General features: G+C 41.3%; 22 protein-coding genes and 1 CRISPR repeat array (1 of these 23 only partly in view). Of the genes, 4 read left to right on the top strand and 18 right to left on the bottom strand.

Annotated elements, in window-relative coordinates; genetic code table 11:
• Nucleotides 1-174: a CRISPR direct-repeat array (repeat unit 28 nt; unit sequence GTTCACTGCCGTATAGGCAGCTTAGAAA); it reaches 814 nt to the left of the window's first position.
• A gap of 709 nt (nucleotides 175-883) precedes the next feature.
• The 13 genes from fliR to fliF form a co-directional block, all read right to left on the bottom strand.
• Nucleotides 884-1,666: a flagellar biosynthetic protein FliR gene (fliR, locus tag G3341_RS13045; RefSeq protein WP_154623806.1), complete on the bottom strand. Its 783-nt coding sequence runs from the start codon at nucleotides 1,664-1,666 to the stop codon at nucleotides 884-886.
• Nucleotides 1,667-1,668: 2 nt separating this feature from the next.
• The gene (gene fliQ, locus G3341_RS13040) at nucleotides 1,669-1,938 is read right to left on the bottom strand and encodes a flagellar biosynthesis protein FliQ (protein ID WP_163862337.1); all 270 of its coding nucleotides are present in this window, start codon (nucleotides 1,936-1,938) and stop codon (nucleotides 1,669-1,671) included.
• 46 nt (nucleotides 1,939-1,984) lie between these two features.
• Nucleotides 1,985-2,728 (bottom strand): flagellar type III secretion system pore protein FliP, encoded by a 744-nt coding sequence (gene fliP / locus G3341_RS13035; protein WP_154623804.1) that lies wholly within the window; start codon nucleotides 2,726-2,728, stop codon nucleotides 1,985-1,987.
• A gap of 12 nt (nucleotides 2,729-2,740) precedes the next feature.
• Nucleotides 2,741-3,169, bottom strand: coding sequence for a flagellar biosynthetic protein FliO (gene fliO / locus G3341_RS13030; RefSeq protein WP_154623803.1), 429 nt, complete (start codon nucleotides 3,167-3,169; stop codon nucleotides 2,741-2,743).
• 19 nt (nucleotides 3,170-3,188) lie between these two features.
• A complete protein-coding gene (gene fliN, locus G3341_RS13025; RefSeq protein ID WP_154623802.1) occupies nucleotides 3,189-3,605 on the bottom strand; it encodes a flagellar motor switch protein FliN in 417 nt (138 codons plus the stop codon).
• Nucleotides 3,598-4,605, bottom strand: coding sequence for a flagellar motor switch protein FliM (gene fliM / locus G3341_RS13020; protein ID WP_154623801.1), 1,008 nt, complete (start codon nucleotides 4,603-4,605; stop codon nucleotides 3,598-3,600). The genes fliN and fliM overlap by 8 nt, the downstream gene beginning before the upstream one ends.
• A 5-nt stretch (nucleotides 4,606-4,610) precedes the next feature.
• The gene (fliL, locus tag G3341_RS13015; RefSeq protein WP_163862334.1) at nucleotides 4,611-5,093 is read right to left on the bottom strand and encodes a flagellar basal body-associated protein FliL; all 483 of its coding nucleotides are present in this window, start codon (nucleotides 5,091-5,093) and stop codon (nucleotides 4,611-4,613) included.
• 163 nt (nucleotides 5,094-5,256) lie between these two features.
• Complete coding sequence (locus tag G3341_RS13010) at nucleotides 5,257-6,615, bottom strand: flagellar hook-length control protein FliK (RefSeq protein WP_163862332.1); 1,359 nt, start codon at nucleotides 6,613-6,615, stop codon at nucleotides 5,257-5,259.
• Nucleotides 6,616-7,059, bottom strand: coding sequence for a flagellar export protein FliJ (fliJ, locus tag G3341_RS13005; protein ID WP_154623798.1), 444 nt, complete (start codon nucleotides 7,057-7,059; stop codon nucleotides 6,616-6,618). It lies immediately after the preceding gene.
• Between the two features lie 7 nt (nucleotides 7,060-7,066).
• Nucleotides 7,067-8,434, bottom strand: coding sequence for a flagellar protein export ATPase FliI (gene fliI, locus G3341_RS13000; protein ID WP_163862329.1), 1,368 nt, complete (start codon nucleotides 8,432-8,434; stop codon nucleotides 7,067-7,069).
• Complete coding sequence (fliH, locus tag G3341_RS12995) at nucleotides 8,431-9,162, bottom strand: flagellar assembly protein FliH (RefSeq protein ID WP_154623796.1); 732 nt, start codon at nucleotides 9,160-9,162, stop codon at nucleotides 8,431-8,433. Before fliH ends, fliI begins: the two co-directional genes overlap by 4 nt.
• Nucleotides 9,155-10,147, bottom strand: coding sequence for a flagellar motor switch protein FliG (gene fliG, locus G3341_RS12990; RefSeq protein ID WP_154623795.1), 993 nt, complete (start codon nucleotides 10,145-10,147; stop codon nucleotides 9,155-9,157). The genes fliH and fliG overlap by 8 nt, the downstream gene beginning before the upstream one ends.
• Entirely contained in the window at nucleotides 10,144-11,826 is a 1,683-nt protein-coding gene (gene fliF / locus G3341_RS12985; RefSeq protein WP_163862325.1) for a flagellar basal-body MS-ring/collar protein FliF, read from the bottom strand. The genes fliG and fliF overlap by 4 nt, the downstream gene beginning before the upstream one ends.
• A 238-nt stretch (nucleotides 11,827-12,064) precedes the next feature.
• On the opposite strand from fliF, the gene fliE reads away from it, so the two are divergent.
• Complete coding sequence (gene fliE, locus G3341_RS12980; RefSeq protein ID WP_163863616.1) at nucleotides 12,065-12,376, top strand: flagellar hook-basal body complex protein FliE; 312 nt, start codon at nucleotides 12,065-12,067, stop codon at nucleotides 12,374-12,376.
• A 139-nt stretch (nucleotides 12,377-12,515) separates the two neighbouring features.
• Here the strand turns inward: fliE and G3341_RS12975 are convergent, their stop codons facing one another.
• A complete protein-coding gene (locus G3341_RS12975) occupies nucleotides 12,516-13,238 on the bottom strand; it encodes a YadA-like family protein (protein ID WP_244316433.1) in 723 nt (240 codons plus the stop codon).
• Nucleotides 13,239-14,052: 814 nt separating this feature from the next.
• Between G3341_RS12975 and def the strand changes: the two genes are divergently transcribed.
• Nucleotides 14,053-14,556: a peptide deformylase gene (def, locus tag G3341_RS12970; RefSeq protein ID WP_154624561.1), complete on the top strand. Its 504-nt coding sequence runs from the start codon at nucleotides 14,053-14,055 to the stop codon at nucleotides 14,554-14,556.
• A 41-nt stretch (nucleotides 14,557-14,597) separates the two neighbouring features.
• Here def and fliT read toward each other — a convergent pair whose 3' ends face one another.
• From fliT to fliD, 3 genes are read right to left on the bottom strand one after another with little or no spacing between them, the layout of a single operon-like run.
• A complete protein-coding gene (gene fliT / locus G3341_RS12965; RefSeq protein ID WP_154624562.1) occupies nucleotides 14,598-14,987 on the bottom strand; it encodes a flagellar protein FliT in 390 nt (129 codons plus the stop codon).
• Nucleotides 14,977-15,375: a flagellar export chaperone FliS gene (gene fliS / locus G3341_RS12960; RefSeq protein WP_154624563.1), complete on the bottom strand. Its 399-nt coding sequence runs from the start codon at nucleotides 15,373-15,375 to the stop codon at nucleotides 14,977-14,979. The genes fliT and fliS overlap by 11 nt, the downstream gene beginning before the upstream one ends.
• A gap of 5 nt (nucleotides 15,376-15,380) precedes the next feature.
• A complete protein-coding gene (gene fliD, locus G3341_RS12955; protein WP_154624564.1) occupies nucleotides 15,381-16,808 on the bottom strand; it encodes a flagellar filament capping protein FliD in 1,428 nt (475 codons plus the stop codon).
• A gap of 349 nt (nucleotides 16,809-17,157) precedes the next feature.
• Here fliD and G3341_RS12950 point away from each other — a divergent pair, with 349 nt between their 5' ends.
• Nucleotides 17,158-18,240, top strand: coding sequence for a FliC/FljB family flagellin (locus G3341_RS12950; RefSeq protein WP_163862321.1), 1,083 nt, complete (start codon nucleotides 17,158-17,160; stop codon nucleotides 18,238-18,240).
• 215 nt (nucleotides 18,241-18,455) lie between these two features.
• Nucleotides 18,456-19,181: an RNA polymerase sigma factor FliA gene (locus G3341_RS12945; RefSeq protein ID WP_163862319.1), complete on the top strand. Its 726-nt coding sequence runs from the start codon at nucleotides 18,456-18,458 to the stop codon at nucleotides 19,179-19,181.
• Between the two features lie 172 nt (nucleotides 19,182-19,353).
• On the opposite strand, the gene G3341_RS12940 is transcribed toward G3341_RS12945, so the two are convergent.
• Nucleotides 19,354-19,971: a bifunctional 4-hydroxy-2-oxoglutarate aldolase/2-dehydro-3-deoxy-phosphogluconate aldolase gene (locus G3341_RS12940; protein WP_154624566.1), complete on the bottom strand. Its 618-nt coding sequence runs from the start codon at nucleotides 19,969-19,971 to the stop codon at nucleotides 19,354-19,356.
• Nucleotide 19,972 lies beyond the last annotated feature (1 nt).

Raw genomic sequence — 19,972 nt, 5'->3', positions numbered from 1 at the left:
TAATGCGACTGAGGGAAATTTCCCTGGTTCACTGCCGTATAGGCAGCTTAGAAAATCAAACGCAATAAAGTTACCCGCAGCATCACGTTCACTGCCGTATAGGCAGCTTAGAAAGATCGATGCAAGAGTAACTGAGCAGACAGAAGGTTCACTGCCGTATAGGCAGCTTAGGAATCACGAAATCGACGCTATATATTAATGAATAATTAGAATACTTCTATAATGAATAGGTTTTAGTCGGAGATATAGAGGTTAATACATATTAATAAGAGTGATCATTTCAATTATTAGATACTTTATCTCTATCAATATTTGATTTGGCATGTTAAGGCGAGTGTGTTACTTTTATCAATACTTAACGTGATATGTTGAAATTAATTTATGTAGTTTTATTGATATTCAAAATAATACATTTAAGTCGCTTTTTAAATGTTTCTCGTTAACTATTTATTATATATGTTAATTTTACTGATATCTTATCAGCTTAGAAATCGATGATTTTACTGTTAACGTTCACTGCCGTACAGGTAGATTAATACATAAACCATATCAAGGTGATAGCTATTATAGGCTTGTTAGCCTTTAGCCAGATGAACAAATGATGATTTATCAACTGATATCAATTATAGGTATATGGTTATATGTTTAATGACTGTTGTTTTTTATAATTTTAACCTCGATAATTTTACTGTTAATATGGGTTTTTTATTTACTAAGGTATGTTAAGGACTAATTATGTTTATTGAAATAGTTATTATAACAAAGCACCTTAAGTTAAGGCTGCTGTTTAACTTACTCTTATTAATGTTTAAATGAAATATAGGTGTGCAAATAAGTAGTTATATGCGGTACTACTTATTTTAAAATTATTCATCTGTATTATTTATCCAGAAAATAACCCAAACATTAATGAAAGCTGTTCAAAAGCTTGATGGATAAGGCGTTCACTATAACGCGGTAAAATTGAAATAATCAACCCGAGCATGCTAATACCAATCGTGAGTGTCAGTGGGAAACCGACCACAAATACAGAAAGTTGTGGTGTCATGCGATTCAGAATACCCAGTGCTAAGTTAAGAATTAAAAATAGCGTAATAAATGGTAATGCCAACATTAACCCATTGATAAAAATGCTATTGGCAAATTGCACCAATGACCAAAATCCATCGCGATTTAGAGGCGAAACCTGAATTGGGATCAGCTCAAATGAATGAACAAGAATATAAATCAACCATAAATGTCCATCAAATGAGAGAAATAACAACAGCATAATCAGATTTAGAATTCGACCTAAAATGGGCATATTAGGGCCACCTGTAGGGTCGAAAAAGGTGGCAAAAGATAATCCCATCTGTAAACCAATCACTTCCCCTGCATGGCGTACAGCAGCAAATGCCATCTGCATGGTTAAGCCTATAGCAACGCCAATAACCAGCTGTTGCACTATCACCCATAAGCCCATTGCTGAAAATAATGGAATATTCACGACAGGAAGTTGAGGTGATACGATCAAAATCACAAAAAAAGCTAATATCACTCTGACTTTAGTAATCGATTGTTTTTCATTAAAAAAGGGCGCTGTACCGAACAGCGCTAAAAGGCGTATGAAAGGATAAAAGCCTTGGCTGAGCCAGAGAGTGAGTGTTTCACTAGTCATCGTTAACATGATTAGCCAATGATGAATGGTAAATTACTGAATAGGGTGCGCATATAGTCCAGCAATAAATTGAGCATCCATGGACCCGCAATAATAATGACAGCGATAACAGAGAGAATTTTAGGAATAAATGATAGGGTCATTTCATTCACCTGTGTAGCCGCTTGCAGCAAGCTAATGATCAACCCCGCGAATAGTGCAGCGAGCAATAATGGGGCGGCTAACATTAAAGCAATCTTCATCGCTTCGGTACCCATTGCCATAACTGATTCAGGTGTCATCGTTATTCCTTATTTAAATAACTCAATGAATAAATGATGTTTATTGCTAATTAAAAAAGCTTTGTGATAAAGAACCGAGTAATAACTGCCAGCCATCCACTAAAACAAATAACATCAATTTAAATGGCAACGAAACTGTCGCAGGTGGAACCATCATCATACCGAGCGCCATCAAAACACTAGCAACCACTAAGTCTATGATTAAAAATGGAATAAAAATGGTAAATCCGATTTGAAAAGCGGTTTTGAGTTCGCTGGTAATAAAAGCTGGTACCAAAATTCGCATAGGAACATCTTTAGCTTCTTGGATATCACCGACTTTTGCTATTCGAGCAAACAGAGCTAAATCAGTTTCACGGGTTTGTCCTAGCATAAAGGTACGAAATGGGGCGGTTCCCCGTTCTAAAGCCGTTTCTAAACTGATCTTATCTTCACTAAACGGTTGATAAGCTTCGCGATAAGCTTGGTCTGCAACAGGTGACATCACAAAAAATGTCAGAAAGAGCGCAAGTCCTAATAACACTTGGTTTGGTGGTGCTGAAGGGGTACCAAGAGCGTTACGTAATAGACCTAACACAATGATAATGCGTGTAAAGCTGGTCATCATTAACAAAAGTGCAGGAATAAAACCAAGCAAAGTTAAAAAAAGTAGTGTTTGAACGGGCAATGACCAGCTTTGACCCCCATCAGGTAGCGTTTGACTCATGATGGGAGGCAAAGCCGCCAGAGCGTGTGTTGGTAGTATGAATAATAATGAAGCGATCACAGTGGTAGATTTCAAAGGGAACATGTGTGCTTCCAATTATTGACAAGAGGAGATGTTGGAGGCCGCTTGCTGAGCGGCTTCTTGTTTTTTCTTCAGAAGAGACTGAAATGTCAGTGGTTCAGTCACCGATGTTAACGTTGTTGCTTGCTTAGCAGGGCATTGATGCAACAAATTCACGGATTGTGCAGTAACACCTAACACTAACCATTCATTATTTATCTCAACGACCACAACACGCTCTTTATTACCGAGTGAACAGTGACTTTTCACGTTCACTAATGGGTTTTTACCGAAACTTTTTGGGGCAAAACCGATTTTTTTTACCAACCAAGCGCCAGCGAGTATCAATAAGATGATGCCGCCTAAAGCGCCTGAAATTTGCGCTAAGCTGTCACTGTTGCTAATTGCCGGGGGCGTTTGGCTGCTAGGCTGTTCTGTGTGGCTAATAAATGGTGTTGTTTTCATGTCACTCCCCATTGCCATATTAACGACTTAAACGGCGCATACGTTCCGATGGCGTAATAATGTCGGTGATGCGAATACCATAGTTATCTGACACCACGACCACTTCACCTTGGGCGATTAAATAGCCATTAATGAGGATATCCAAAGGTTCACCCGCTAATCCATCAAGCGCAACGACAGACCCTTGCGATAAACTTAATAGCTTCTTGATCGTCATTTTGGTACGCCCTAATTCGACTGAAAGACGAACGGGGATATCCATAATCAGGTTAATATCAGACAGCTGATTGAGTGCATTTTGGCCATCGAGATTTGCAAACGCCTGTGCACCGGCAGAGGCGGATTCCGCTTTCTTTTGTTGCTCTAATGCCTCAGCCCATAAATCTTCACTGTCGTGATTGGTTGATGCATCAGGAGAATTTTTCGCCTCACTCATTGGTACTTTCCTCATCTAGAGTGTTTAAAACAGGGTTAATCAAATGTTCTACACGCAATGCATATTGGCCATTTTGCGCGCCGTATTGGCTGGTTAATACTGGCACACCATCAACGCTCACGATGAGGCGATCTGGCTTCTCGATAGGAATAACATCCCCTTTTTGCAATTGCAGTAAGCGAGATATTCGTAATGGAATATCGACAAAATTCGCGACGAGTTCTAACTCAGAACGTTTGACTTGTGTGACTAAATTACTCACCCAAGCCTCATTTTCTTGGTGGCCTTGCTCTACTGGCGGGTTAATTAACCGTTCACGTAAAGGCTCTATCATGGCGATAGGAATACAAATACTAAATTCACCGATGGTATTGCCGATTTCAACCAAAAAGGGGGTTGTCACCACAATGTCATTCGGTGACGTTGTGATATTGGTGAATTTTACCTGCATTTCCGAGCGCACATATTCCACATCAATATCTGCGATAGGTTTCCAAGCATCGCGATAAGCGCTAAGCGCTAGCTTTAGCATTCGGTTGATGATGCGCTGTTCAGTATTGGTGAACTCCTTACCTTCTGAACGAACGGGAAACCGCCCATCACCACCAAACAAGTTATCGACAGCGATATACACTAAGGCCGGCTCAAAAGTGAATAAAGCCGTACCGCGCAAAGGCGGCATATGAATCAGGTTCAAGTTAGTAGGAACTGGCAAGTTACGAGCAAATTCATGATAAGGCTCGATCTTTATTCCCCCAACAGTAATATCTGGGCTACGGCGTAACATATTAAACAACCCCATCCGAAATTGACGAGCAAAGCGCTCATTAATAATTTCGAGAGATTGCATGCGTTCACGAATAACGCGACGTTGCGTATTTGGGTCGTAGGGACGAATGTGTTCTTTGTCTTTCGATTGTGTCGCTGATTCATTCGACGCCGGTGCGTCATCATTGAGCAACGCATCGATTTCAGCCTGAGATAAAATATTATCGCTCATCTGAATTACCGTAAAATAAATGTCGTAAATAGTACGTCTGTGATTTGCTGATCTTTTTCACCAGGGATCATCGTCGGCGACAAAGTGTCTTTAATAGATTGCATTAATTGCAATTTACCTTCATGACTACTGAGGACTTTTGATTTTTGTTCCGATAGCAGTAATAGCAGTCGGCTACGTACTTCGGGTAAGTAGTCATGCAGTTGCTTACGTGATTTTTCATTGCCTAAACGTAATGTGATATTGATATACAACACACGGTCAGGGGCTTCATTGAGGCCGGGAAGATTGACCGTAAAAGGTTCTAAATCCATAAAAATAGGTTGGCTAATGTTAGATGGGGTGTCTTCTTCATTTGCTGATTTTGCTATCTGCTGTGTTGTCCACCATGTATAACCACCAAAACCTACACCGGCAATGGCAAGAAGGGTAAGCAGTACGAGCAGCCCTTTATTTGAACTTTTAGATGCATTGCTTGAAGACGACATGTTAGCAAAATTCCTATTTATGAAGACCAAACCCAACATGGGCTTTTTATTTTGTATCTTTAGCATTATGGCTTGCTTGAGCCAGACTAAAGGGGGGAAAAACGAAACAAAAAGGGGGTAACTCGGCGCTTTAAATAGGAAATCACCACCTCTTGTTTAAAAATTAAGCGAATGTGTCGATTCCTCCTCGAGAGTGAGCAATCGAGGTAATATGCGTGGCGGTTACCGAGTCACTATTCACAACGCCTCCCACAGAATGGCGGGTATGAAGTTGGTGTTCATGGCTGTTTTGCGAATGTGCATCTGAGCCATTTTGATCACTAAAGTTATCTTGCCCAACAGAACCTTGAGCAAGATGAATGCCACTTTCCTGCAACGCATTACGTAGCATCGGCATCATCGTTTCCATGGCGGCCCGTACGTGGCTATGTGGCGAAACAAAATGCATTACCGCTTGGTTATCTTCAATACGCAGATGAACATTCAAGGAGCCTAGCTCTTCTGGATGTAAACGTATTTGCGCATGTGAAATACCTTGGCGTGAGAAAAACAACATGTGTTGGTTTAATTGCTGTTGCCATGCGTCACTCCCTAAAGGCACTCCGGATGGCATTGGCACAACAGGCATATTGGCGGAAGCTGCATGTGAGTTAACGAGTGGTGCTGCCAAATTGACAGTTGTGCCTACCACGGTTTGTGTTGGTGTCACCTGAAAGGAACCATTCTCCACAGTTGATGTAAATGCTCCTTTGATATTTTGACTGTTATCCACAACGGAGACGTTTTGTGTTACAGAAAGTGGGTCTTTATCAGTCAGTTTTTTATTTAATGGCATAAAGTCGTGGGTTAACTCTTTAGCCGGTATTTCGCGTTTATCGTTAAGGGAAAATAGCGGCTGGTCTTTACGTTCTTGTTTCTCGTTTTTAATAAATGCCGCGATTGATGTCGACTCCTCATCTTCAGCTAGCTGCATTTGTGCACGAAAATCAATGCTCTCATCAGCGTCGGGGTTAGCGACCAATTGGCTATTGAGTGGTGATGTTTTTTGCGCAAAAGGCACTAAAGCTGAACGATGACCATCGGCAAACTTCGTGGATACCGACGCAAGCGCTTGCTGATTTAAATCACTTTTTAGGTTGGTTAACCACACTTGTTCGACAGCATCTGCTTGGTTCAGTAACTGTGCCTGTAACGCCGGTTGGTTCGCTTCGTTGCGTATGTGGCGGCTATAATTGAGCTGGTCGATCGCGTGTTCAGTTTTATCCTTAATCGGTGAGGTATCACGCTCAGCCGCTGCTGTCGGCGTATTTGTCGACACCGAGGTGCTGTTAGGCGCATTTTCTAACGTAGAATGATTAGTCGATGTTTTTTGTGGCGCTGGCTGCTGGTTATCCAACACAGCTTGAAAAGGCACCGCAGGCGCTTGGTTATCCTCAAAACGCGGCTCGTTTTGTTGTGCGTTACCGATATTTTTACTGTTTGTGATGGCTGCCTTGGCGGCGTTATGCGTATTGACGTCCATTTATTGGTTTCTCCGTAACGTTGCACGTTGAGCATATTCATCCATTTGCTTTTGCTCTAATCGGCTTAAGCGCTGATTTTTAGTCTGCTCAGCACGTTGAATTAAAGTATCGAAAGCATTGACCCGCTGTTGTTTTTCCTGCCAGTGACGGTTTGCTTCATTGACACGTTGTTCCCATAGGGATAACTGTTGCTGCTGTTGCTCAATTGTCAGCTCTAATGTCACTAAAAACTGTTGATAGTTTTGCCATTTATCGGCATCTATCCCGCTATGCAGTGTCTGATTGAGCTTTTGTCGGTACTCAGTCTGATAGTTTTCTAGCATATTGAGTTGTTGAGTCATCTGTACTTGCGTTTGTCTAACTTGGGCTAAAACCTTTGCGGCTTCCTCAGAAGCCTCAATAGCCAAACTCAATAATGTAGTTAACGCATTGTTTTTACTCATCTAACCCTCATGACTCATTAGGAACCGCATGCGCCAATTGTTCACAAGCGCTTTGATAGTCGCAGCGCTCATCGATGTCTTGTTGCAAAAATTTAGACATACGAGGGTAATATTGAATGGCCATATCTAGCAGCGGATCGCTGCCTGCTGCATAGGCACCCACATTAATGAGGTCACGATTTCGTTGATAACTGGAAGTCAGCTGCTTAAAGCGTTGAATTTGGCGATAATGTTGCTTATCAATTAATTCAGTCATGGCTCGGCTGATTGAGGCCTCAATATCAATAGCGGGGTAGTGACCTGATTCAGCCAGCGAGCGTGATAATACGATATGACCGTCAAGAATAGCGCGAGCAGAATCCGCGATAGGGTCTTGCTGATCATCCCCTTCCGTTAGCACCGTATAAAAGGCGGTAATTGAACCACCATTTTTGCCATTACCTGCGCGCTCAACCAATGCGGGTAATTTGGCAAAAACAGATGGCGGATAGCCTTTGGTCGCAGGCGGTTCTCCAATGGCTAAAGCGATTTCCCGTTGTGCCATGCTATAACGCGTCAGGGAGTCCATAATCAGTAAAACATTCTTACCAAGGTCACGAAAATACTCGGCGATACGGGTAGCATAGGAGGCACCTTGCATGCGTAGTAATGGTGAAACATCAGCAGGCGCCGCAACAACCACTGCTCGTTTTAAACCTTCAGCACCTAAAATATTTTCAATAAAATCTTTAACTTCGCGCCCACGCTCTCCGATGAGGCCAACGACAATGATGTCAGCTTGTGTGAAACGCGCCATCATCCCAAGCAGGACACTTTTCCCCACGCCAGAACCGGCAAACAGGCCCATACGCTGCCCTCGACCCACAGTGAGTAGGGCATTGATCGCTCGAACCCCCACATCCAAAACACTGTGGATAGGTGTACGCTCTAGTGGGTTGATTGGTGGAGTGATCAAGGGAGCACGTTGCTTAACATCAAGCGGCCCCTTGCCGTCAAGAGGGGTGCCTTGCGCATCTAAAATACGCCCTAATAGCTCATCCCCGAGAGGTAATAAACGGCTAGTTTGCCCATCATCTCCCGTTGTTTGTGCATAGACACGCGCTCCCGGCGCAATGCCTTCGAGATCCGCAAGCGGCATCAGTAACATGCGCGAACCATTAAATCCAACGACTTCACAAACCACCTCGTCATGGCGGCCATTGATAGTACGCTCAATAATACAAGTGGCTCCCAATGGCATTTTGATGCCTTCAGCTTCCATGACTAAACCGGTAATTTTAGTCAAACGCCCATAATGGCGTGTCATTGGGATCCCTTTCATACGTGATTCAAACCCTTCCAGTGCGGCAATCCAACGGCTCATTCGTACTGTCATGATAGGGTCTCCGGCGCATAAAGACGGCACAATTCCTGCCAGCGTGTTGCAACGGTCATATCGATTTCACCCTCTTCAGCGACAACGCGACAACCCCCAAGGTGTAACTTGGGGTCACCCACTAAGCGCCAGCCGTTTAAGCTCAGCAGTGAGCCTAAATGCTGTTCGATCAGTTCGGTATGCGCTGGGTTAACGTGTAACTCAGGCTGCCCAGTAAAAATAGGTTTTTGCTGTAGCAGATGGCTGATTTCTTCAAGTAGAGCGGTACCGTCACAGATGGTTGATTGCCCCAATACCTGTTTTGCAGCGGTTAAAGCGATTTGCAACAGCTTTGTTGTGATCACGGTATCGAAACTATCTAATGAATAATTAAACTCAGAGAGTAGTTTTTGCCATGTTTCAATAATGGGTTGCTCTTGCGCTAATGCTTGTTGGCGGCCTTGCTCTTCACCCGCGCGAAGCCCTTGCTCAAAGCCTGCTTGATAACCTTCCTTTTTCCCCAAATCATAACCTTGTTGATAGCCAGCACGATGCGCTTCTTCTTTTAGGTTATCGAGAATATTAATCTGCTCTAGTACCTCTTGTGGTTCAAGGCAGGGGACTTTAGGTTTATCAGGTTCAGGCTGTTCATCAGCGGAAGGTAACCCTGAAGAGTTAAGATCCCACTGGTTCAACTCGCGTAATTGCCAAGGCTGCCATGCATGCGGAGGAATCGATGAATTAGACATAGACATCATCTCCACCACCAATGGTGATTTCGCCTTTCTCTGCTAGGCGGCGAACGATCATAAGAATCGCTTTCTGCTCGTTTTCGACTTGAGACATGCGTACTGGTGAACGGGACTCCAAATCGTCACGAACAATTTCAGCAGCACGAACAGCCATATTGTTGAGGAAATGGTCTCGTAGAGCTTGATTGCTGCCTTTGAGCGCGATAACCAACGAGTCGTTGGAAACTTCTTGTAGAATGCGCTGAATGCTGCGATTGTCGACTTCGATAAGATTTTCGAATAGGAACATTTCATCAATAATGCGTTGTGCCAGTTCGCCATCGTAATCACGCATCGCATTAATCACGCTTTCTTCTTGCTGATTTTTCATCAAGTTAATAATTTCAGCAGCAGTTCTTACGCCACCCATTTTGCTGCGTTTGAGGTTTTGTCCATCAAGCAGGTTATTTAGCACTTCGGTCAATTCAGCTAACGCTGCTGGTTGAACGCCACCAAAGGTTGCGATACGTAGCATAATATCGTTGCGTTGACGCTCTTCGAATAGCTCCAAAACATCCGCAGCTAGGTTACGCTTCAGATGGACTAAAATCGTAGCAATAATCTGTGGATGTTCGTCACGAATAATATCGGCAACGGTTTGCGGTTCCATATAATTGAGGCTTTCAATACCTGAAGTGCTTTCCTGCTTATCAAAGATATCTTCAAGTAAGCTAGCGGCACGCTCTTCACCCAGTGCTTTCACAAGCACGGAACGTAAATAATCATTCGTATTGATATTGAGTGCGGCAAATTGAATGGCGGATTCCTCAAATTCTGTTAAAACCTCCGCCAACTCATTGTTAGAGATTTGTCGCATATTCGAGACGGCCATACTCAATTGCTGCACTTCTTTAGGATTCAAATGCTTGAAAACTTCAGCTGCCTGATCTTCGCCGAGTGTCATCAGCATCACGGCACTTTTTTCGGTTCCACTTAATATCATTGTGCTTTTCCTAACCACTGGCGAATGACCATAGCCACGACTTGTGGATCTTTTTCTGCCATTTCACGAATACGCTGACTTTGGATTTCTGCGCTGACACGTTGGCGAGTGAGACGGCGACGTGTTTGTTCATCCATATCTTCATTAATTTCTTCTTCAACGACGAGAGGGGTTTTAGGCTGAGCCGCAACAAACACCTCTGCTGCTTGGGCTTGCTGTGTTTGACGGTATTTGAGCCATTGAGGCTTGATACCAAAACGCCACATAAACCAAGCAATAATAGCGATTAAGATAATTTTGCCGTAATCCAATACTTGTGCGAGAAGTTGTGGGTTCTCAAGCATTGAAGGTTGTTCTTCTACGACGCTATCGTTGGTGAACAGTGAATTTGTAATACTCAATGAGTCACCACGATCAGTCGAATAGCCCATTGCCTCACGGGTAAGTGATTCAATTTGTTCCATCATTTCCGGTGATAACGGCTGCATTTGTGGACCATTTTCACCTTCTTGCGGTAAATAGTTGATGATCACTGCAACGGACAACCGTTCAACGACACCTATTTGGCGCTGAGTATGGCTAATTTTACGGTCGACTTCATAATTGGTGGTTTCATCACTTTGAGAATGACTTGAACCATTATGAGAAGCACTGCTTTGCTGTGATGTTTGTTCTTTTTTATCCGTCGTTATTGGTGCACTCGGAGCACTGGGTGGTTGATTCGACAGCGCCCCAGGTACGCCACCGGTACCGCTAGCATTGTTCTGCATGCTATGGCTATTTTGACGAGAACGTATCGCCGCACTATTGGGGGTTTGGTTTGGCTTATATTCTTCAGAGGTTTGCTCAACTTTTGAGAAATCCATCTGTGCGGTAACTTGAGCATGAACGTTAGCACGCCCAACTAAAGGCGAAATAATGTCTTCAATACGTTGTTTGAGATGAGACTCCATCTCTTTCGTCATTTTTATTTGCGCATTGTTAGCCGATTGCTGGCTATTGTCATTGTTAGTCAGCAATCGACCTGTTTGGTCAACAATCGTCACATTTGAGGCTGTTAAACCTGTTACACTGCTCGATACCATGTGGATAATGGCATTGATTTGGCCCTCATCGAGCATACGACCAGGGAGTAACCCCACGGTAACAGATGCAGTCGGTAATTTTTGTTCACGGACAAATAAGGTCGGTTTAGGAATAGCCAAATGAACGCGAGCATTTTGCACTGGACTGAGTGATTCAATCGTGCGCGATAACTCACCTTCTAATGCACGTTGATAGTTAACTTGCTCACTAAATTGGCTAATACCAAACTGTTCTTTATCTAACAGCTCAAAGCCTGTATTTCCGCCCTTTGGTAAACCTGACTGGGCTAATTTTAGGCGCAATTCATGAACTTTATCGGCCGGTACCAAAATTGCACTGCCATTATCGGCAATTTGATACGGCACGTTCATTTGCGTTAATTGACTGACGATATCACCACCGTCTTTTGCGCTGAGGTTACTCAGAAGTACGCGGTAGTCAGGGCTGCGTAGCCAAAGAAGTAGGGCGACAACGACCGCAATTGCGGCGGCGCCAGCAATCATTAATGGGATTTTTGGGGAAGTCTTAAAGCGTGATGCAATAGATGCAAACCCTTTGGTAGCTTCTCCGGTCTCTTTAGATGCGGCACTCATAAATATTCCCTGCCTTGCAGAATCAACAGATGAAAACACTTTTGGCGAAACAATGTTATTCCCTCTTCGTACATCACTTTTTTACGTTGCTATTATTGATGACTCTGATAAATCTAATGACGGAATCAGCCCATAATTTTGGTGTTATTTATCGGCTTCAAGTTAAAAAGGCTGTGCTAGGGTATGCATGCCAAATAAGACAGCGACGATGGCTCGCACAGAAATTGAAGGGAAGAAAATGACAATCCAAGCTATTGAAGGCGTATTATCGCAGCTACAAATGACCGCATCACAAGCTGCAAATCACAGTAAGCCCGTGATTGAACCTGTTGGTTTTGCTGATCATCTTGTTTCTGCCGTAAATCAAATTAATTCTGTTAGGAATCAATCGGCAAAACAGATTGAAGATTTTACATTGGGCAAAAGTGATATTTCGCTGAATGATGTTATGGTGGATATGCAAAAAGCCAGTTTAAGTTTACAAATGGGTATCCAAGTACGAAATAAACTGGTCGCGGCATATCAAGAAATTATGGCGATCCCCGTTTAAACAATGATTTTTAAATTATGATGATATGAATTTTATCGTTGTTAGGATTTTGGCATCAATGATGCAATGGAAGCGTTCACTTCCTGTGGTATGGGAAGTGAACGTTTAAAGATATCAAAAAAGAGTGTGGCGTAGCCAACTACCAACCAATGGCAATACCAGCACCGACCACGGCGCGGTCTGAATTATTCCAAGAGATAGAGCTACGAAGGTTAATATTCTCTTTTACTTGGTATTGTGCGCCAGCCGCGATAGCATGACCATCATGATAATGACCTAGGCCAACACCTGCACTAAAACGGGTATTCATGGTATAGGGAATATTCGACATCGCCGCAACAGAAGCGATGCCTGAATTAGCTTGCTTGGCTGTTTTATCAATTTTTTTATCCAGCTTAGTAAAACGTGTGTTATTGATATTCTGAGTTTTATCTATGCTTTGGTGTAGGTTAGCAAACTGATTCAAATTATCTGTCTGAGCTTTATGATGCTTCCTCTTAAGTAATAACCATTTTTTTTCGCTATTATGGGAATACATGCTTAGCTGAGCATTAATATAATGATTATTATTTTCTATTGATTGTTTTATGTTTTCATCTACTTCAGACATGGTGGGTGTAAAACTTTTGTCTACTTTTTTTAATTGTTCCAAAAGAAGCTCATCAAAGGTTTTAAATTTTGATTTTTGCTCTTTTTCAGCGAGATGTTGTTTGATTTCTTTTCCGAACTCTTGCAGTTCATAGAGTGTCATGGCTGAATCCATTAATAATGTTGAAAAATGAATAGGGGCGGCGAGCGTGGCACTTGAAAGAGAAACGATTGATAGGAAAGTCATCGCCTTTAGGGGAAAGTGTTTTTTCATCTTGATTCCTTTATTAATGAAATAAATCCATCTACTTTAATTAACTCAATTAATATAGTGCGTTCTGTTTTTTATAATAAAGTTAATTGATTTTTATTAATATTCTGAATTTGTTTTTAATTAGCTCGTGAAAAGTGATTTTATTTGAATTAAATTGAAGGCTATTTATTTCTTTGATAATTTTGGTGAATGAAACAACCGGAGTGAAGCAGCATATTCAGTGTTAACTTTATGATAAATGGTTTTAAATATAATCCTGTTGATATAGGAATTGATAGGTTCCTGAAGCTCAATCAAATGACACAAAAAATAACAAAAAGCGATAATCAGGTAATGTCTTACTGGCAATTCTATTAATTTATACATAGATAATGTTTTTATCGCTTACTCCGCCAATTTCATTCTATTGATGAGGGAAATAATCTAGGCTAAAAATAGAGCAGATTGATTGTGGGCTAAAAATGATTTTAGATGTATATTATTATGATAAATCCCCTCGATAAGTAAGGCTATTATTGCAGCATAGCGAATGAGATGATTAATCCTTATTATAAATTGGGTTATTTATCATTAATTTGAATTGTTTTGCTGTTTTAGGTCTATTTTTGGTGTTTTTTCCCAAATTACATGTTATTTTTCTGTGAAATTCCATTATGTATTCTTTTACTTTAGGCGACGTAGCGGTAACCTAATTGATTGTTATGTGATTTTTTCATTGAGTCATAATGCCATTTTTTGCATCTTATCGTAAATTTAAAAATACGATAATGATAATAGTTTGAATAAAGAGCACGACAGATAGGATTTTTGAGATATGGCAGTAAAAACGATTATTGAGATACCTGATGAGCGCTTGCGAATCAAATGCAGTCCAGTGACTGACATTGCGGCGGTACAAACATTAATTGATGATTTATTAGATACCATGTATAGCACCGAGAATGGTATTGGTTTAGCAGCAACGCAAATTGCAGCAACACAATCGGTAATGGTAATTGATATTTCTGAAAATCGCGATCAACCGATGGTATTTGTTAACCCTGAAATTATTGAAAGTGAAGGTGAGACGAGCTACCAAGAAGGATGCTTATCTGTACCTGAAATTTATGCAGATGTTGCGCGGTTTAAACGTGTGAAAGTCAAAGCGTTAGATAGAGATGGAAAAGAATTTACTCTTGATTCTGACGAGTTTTTGGCAATTGTGATGCAACATGAAATCGACCATTTACATGGAAAAGTGTTTCTTGATCATTTATCGCCACTAAAGCGGAATATGCTGTTGAAAAAATTAAAGAAACAGCAACGCTTAAGGCAATAAGTTATCCATAAGTGTCAGGTAGGGGCGCCTGACACACATGGCTATTCAATGGGTTTAATTGTCATTGGTGTATCTGGCTCATTAAATTGGCCATAACTGTTATTGATGACCCGTGTTTGATCCAACTGTTTCATTTCTTTACTTAAAAAATCTAAGTGTTGTTGCAAATAGGTTTTAGTGATCTTTTCATTTTCGATAATTTGATGCAATAACCCCACCAGTTCATCTGTGATGGGGTTCTGCGCTTCGAATTCATGTGTTAATTGCGTTAAATTTTCGACGGCATACACATACTCTGTTTCTTGGGCAACGAGTTGTTCCCACTGTTTTGCTTGTGCTAGCGCGACTAAATTTTCGCTTAATACTAAAACATCACGATAGATTTCATATAAATCAATAGGTTCTTTATTATTCACCTGTTTATCTTTCATCCACATTTGCCCCGATCTGTTGCCAAGCTGACGCGATATCGGAGAGTAATTGGTAAACTTCTTGGATATAAGCCACATTATTTTCAAGGTTAGCATTTAATAAGCGCATAATCATGTAATCATATAGACGATCAAGGTTTTCCGCGATTTCGCCACCCGCGTCATGATTAAGCGCTTGTTTCAAACCCGTATCAATAATATCGATGGCTTTTGTAATTTCTTGGCCTTTTGCCGCGATATTATTCTGTTGCATAAAAATTTCAGCACGTTTTAGGGCGCTTAACGCCCCTTTATATAGAATAGTGATCAATTGATACGGTGTCGCGTTGGTAATTTCACTTTCCAAATCGACTTGTTGGTAGGCTTGTTTTGCTTTTTGTTGATACATAATTATTAACCTAACAGTCTGCCTAATGAGTTACTGGTGCTATTGAGTGAGCTCATCATTTTATCTAAATTCTGGAATTGACGGCGGTATAAATCCATAGTGTTTTCAATTTGTTTATTTGTTTGTTCAATGCGTTTATCAAGGCTTTTCTTTTTCTTTTGCACGCCATCAGTTGCGTTATGCAGTGTGCCTTCACGAGCGTCAAGTGTCTCTTTTAAGAAATTAAAGTTTTCTGTGGCAAAGCCTGTTTCTTTACCATCTCCCATAAAGAAACTTTTGACACTTCCAGGGTTATCTTTTAGCGCTTTTTCGAATTTTTTATCTTCTATCTCTAATGTGCCATCAACTTTTTGTGTGATCCCCATTTTATTCAATAAATTAATCTCACCACTATCTTGTGCTGAACGTATTTGCGTACGTAACTGGCTTTGTATTGTTCGTAGTGTAGAATCACCAATCAATGGGCCGTTGGTTTTATCTGGCGCAGTTCCTTTCGTTGTTGGCGTATATTTAGTCAATTCCTTAGCGAGATTTTGGAATTCATTATAGGCATCTACCCATGCTTTAATTTTTGCTTTAGCAGGTTCAATATCCTCAGAAACGATCAGATGATCGGGTTTTTTATCTTCACTCTCTTTTTTTAGTGTCAGAGTTAAACCAGGAAAGAGATCTTTTGCTTCATTGCTTTGTGATTCAAGTTCAAAACCATCAATATTTAACAAGGCATTTTGCGGGGGAACTTTTTGCTCTATGCCGATGTTTTTTTCATCTTTTAAAACGACATTACCATCACTGTTTAATTCAGATTCAACATTCAGTATTTTTGCGAGTTCGTCATCACCTTCAACATTAATACTAATACGGTGGTCTGTACCTTCTTTTTTAGATGTGATAACAAGGTGATAATTATTCGTTTTATCTTTAATCACTGCAGCGGTAACCGTTTTATCGGTCTTATTAATCGCATCTGCTATTTCAATTAAAGAAGTATGTTCATTATCTAATTTAATAATGATAGGTTCTTTTTCAGCGGGTTGAGTAATGGTGATGGTGCGTTCTGCACTGCCATTCCCTAATAATTTTTTATTATCATCATGGCCTTTAGTGGCGATAGTTTGCGCTTTGGCTAACTGGGTGACTAATACATCATGTACACCTGCTACCGCTTTGCCGTCTGTTTTTACATCAAAACTCTTATATTCGCCATTGACTTTGGTGGTACTGATATCACCATATTTTTTAAGATCTTCAGCCGCTTTTTTTAATTTTTCGAGTGACGATTGCATTTTACCAAAGGCACTGATTTGCGCATCATAGCTGGCTTTTTGAGTGGCTAATGGCTCAAGGCGGCGTTTTTCCATCGCTTCAAGTTGGTCCATTTGGTTATTTAAGTCTAAGTTTGCCCCGATACCGAGTGTCGATATACCAGCCATTGTTCTCTCCTAAAAAATTATTCTCATTTACAGGGTTATCGGCGAGAAGAACGGAAATCTTAGACTAAGTCGATAAATAATGATGGCAGGAGTTGACCCTACAAAACAGGGTATTTGTCTCTATTGATAATCAATAAGTTAAAATTTGCGGTTTATAAAATTATTTTGACAAAATAATTTATCGCTCGAAGTGCTGTGGTTGCTGGTTTTTTGGCTTTCAGATAAAAAATTTTTGTTGAAAGCCCTAAAGCCCTTTTTTATGCCGCCGATAATGGTATTGCTGGCAACAAACTGTAAAGCCTAACAGATTGGCTAACTTTATTATTACGGAATAACAAGGACATATATTATGGCACAGGTTATCAACACTAACATCCTGTCTCTGACAACTCAGAACAATTTAAACCGTTCACAAAGCGTACTGGGTACTGCAATTGAGCGTCTATCTTCAGGTTCACGTATCAATAGCGCAAAAGATGATGCTGCGGGTCAAGCGATTGCTAACCGTTTCACTGCTAACATCAAAGGTTTGACCCAAGCTTCTCGTAATGCGAGCGACGGTATTTCAATGGCGCAAGTGGCTGAAGGTGCAGTTAACGAAATCAACGAAAACTTGCAACGTATTCGTGAACTGACTGTTCAAGCAGCTAACGGCAGTAACTCTGACAGCGATATCACTTCAATTCGTGATGAAGTACAACAACGTCTGGATGAAATCGACCGTATCTATCAACACACTGAATTTAACGGAACACAAATTCTAAACGGTGAGACTGTTTCTTACCAAGTGGGTGCGAAAGATGGTCAAACTATCAGCATGGAAATGCAAAAAATGGATCTTGATACATTAGGTATCAAAGATTTTAAAGATAAAGTTGAAAAAGTTTCCGCGGCTGCGGCTGGTCCAAAAGAGCCAGCGGGTAAAGGCACTGCAATCACCGTAGATGCTGATAACTATGCGGTTGAAACCGCTGGCGGTACAAAAATTGGTACAGCTGAAATTTATGCAGATAAAACAGATCCTGCTAAATTTTATATCAAGGATACAACAGATAATAAATGGTACGAAGCGACTAAAGACACAACCACTACCACTGGTAAGGATGAGTATGTGAAAGGTGCTGAGATCACTGCTCTAGGTGGTGGTACTGCTGCAAAATCTGACGCATTAGATACTTTAGATACTGCACTGAAAAATGTGGATTCATACCGTTCTAAACTGGGTGCATTCCAAAACCGTATGCAATCTACTATCAATAACCTGAACAACTCAGTCAACAACTTGAGTGCAGCACGTAGCCGTATCCAAGACGCTGACTTTGCAACAGAAGTGTCTAACATGAGCCGTGGTCAAATCCTGCAACAAGCAGGTACTTCAGTTCTGGCACAAGCAAACCAAGTTCCACAAGGTGTTCTGAGCCTGTTACGTTAATTCGTTTCACTCTCTCGTTTATAAGGCCAGAATATTCTGGCCTTTTTTGTATTATGATGACGGCATGAATTTCATTTCGGCGCGATACCATTTCGCCAGTAAACATTTGTGTTAGGGAAAATAGCGCTAATTTACCTCATTACTCAACGGATTGAATTATTAAGTCACTAGCATAATGAATACCTTTATATCAGTCTTAAAGGGTGATTCCGGTTGTGAGTGATTTGTATACTGCCGAAGGTGTAATTAATAAAAATAGCCTATGGGAGCGTTATTATCCCTTAATACGACATGAGGCCCTAAAGTTACAAGTGAGACTGCCAGCCAGTGTAGATGTTGATGACCTCATACAAGCGGGAGGTATTGGGCTATTACATGCATTGGAACGTTTCGATGCTTCTCAGGGGGCGTCATTCGCCACCTATGCGGTACAGCGTATTCGTGGTTCCATGTTGGATGAATTACGCAGTCGCGATTGGGCGCCTCGTAGTGTACGCCGCCAAGCACGAGAAATGGCAAAAGCGATTGGTGAGCTTGAACAAACATTGGGTCGTACAGCCACTGAAAGTGAAATAGCGCAATCACTAAAAATAGATATTACTGAATATCGACAAGCCTTACTGGATACGAATAACAGCCAACTCTATTCCTATGATGAGTGGCATGAAATTCATGGCGAGAGCTGTGAACCCGTCATTGATGAAAGTGATGGTGGCAACCCATTGAATTTTTTGATGGAGTCGAATTTGCGTTCACAGGTGATTGATGCCATCGAGCAACTCCCTGAGCGAGAAAAGCTTGTGCTGACGCTATATTATCAAGAAGAATTGAATTTAAAGGAAATTGGAGCGGTGTTAGAGGTTGGGGAGTCACGTGTTAGTCAGCTGCATAGCCAAGCTATCAAGCGCTTACGTGGTCGTTTAAAGTCTATTTCCGAGTAATATTGCGGCGTTCGCCGCATTCGCGATAGTCACAGAAGCCGCGTTAGCATACTGATGATGTGGTGATAGGACTAAAAAGTCCGCTTAGTTAACTATTTTGCTGTGGAGAATGACATTTCTTTGTTGAATAAGCGCTCCCTACATCATGGCGTCAGGAGCACTTACTTGAGCATTAAAGGCTGGCAGCCTCAGCGATCAGCTTCCCTAACTCATGCCAATTTTCATTATCAATCAGGTCATTAGGTACCATCCATGAACCACCACAAATAAGGACAGAAGGTAGCGCCTTATATTCGTGGATATTTTTTGGACCAATTCCCCCCGTAGGCATAAAATTCACAGGGTAGACGGCACTTAACGCTTTTAACATCGCTACGCCACCAGAAGCTTCTGCTGGGAAAAACTTCACTGTGGTTAAATTAAATTCTAACGCCTGTTCAACTAAGCTTGGATTATTGAGCCCAGGGATAATAATGACATTTTTTTGCTGGCAATAAGCGACGATTTTAGGGTTAAAACCTGGGCTTACGATAAAGTCCACGCCTGCATCAATGGCTTGATCAACCTGTTGAGTTGTCAGTACTGTGCCCGCCCCAATCAGAATTTCAGGGTATGCCGCTCGCATATTTTTGATGGCTTGTACGGCAGCAGGAGTTCGAAAAGTCACTTCTGCACACGGCAGCCCATTTTCCATTAACGCTTTAGCGAGGGGAGCACCATGTTCTGCATTATTGATAGTAATAACAGGCACGACATTAATTTTTTTTAATTTCTCGATGAGTTGATTCATG

The organism is Providencia vermicola (assembly GCF_010748935.1).
Classification (GTDB): domain Bacteria; phylum Pseudomonadota; class Gammaproteobacteria; order Enterobacterales; family Enterobacteriaceae; genus Providencia; species Providencia zhejiangensis.
Note: the sequence above shows the minus strand (reverse complement) of the source record. Positions and strands in the feature narration are given on the sequence as shown.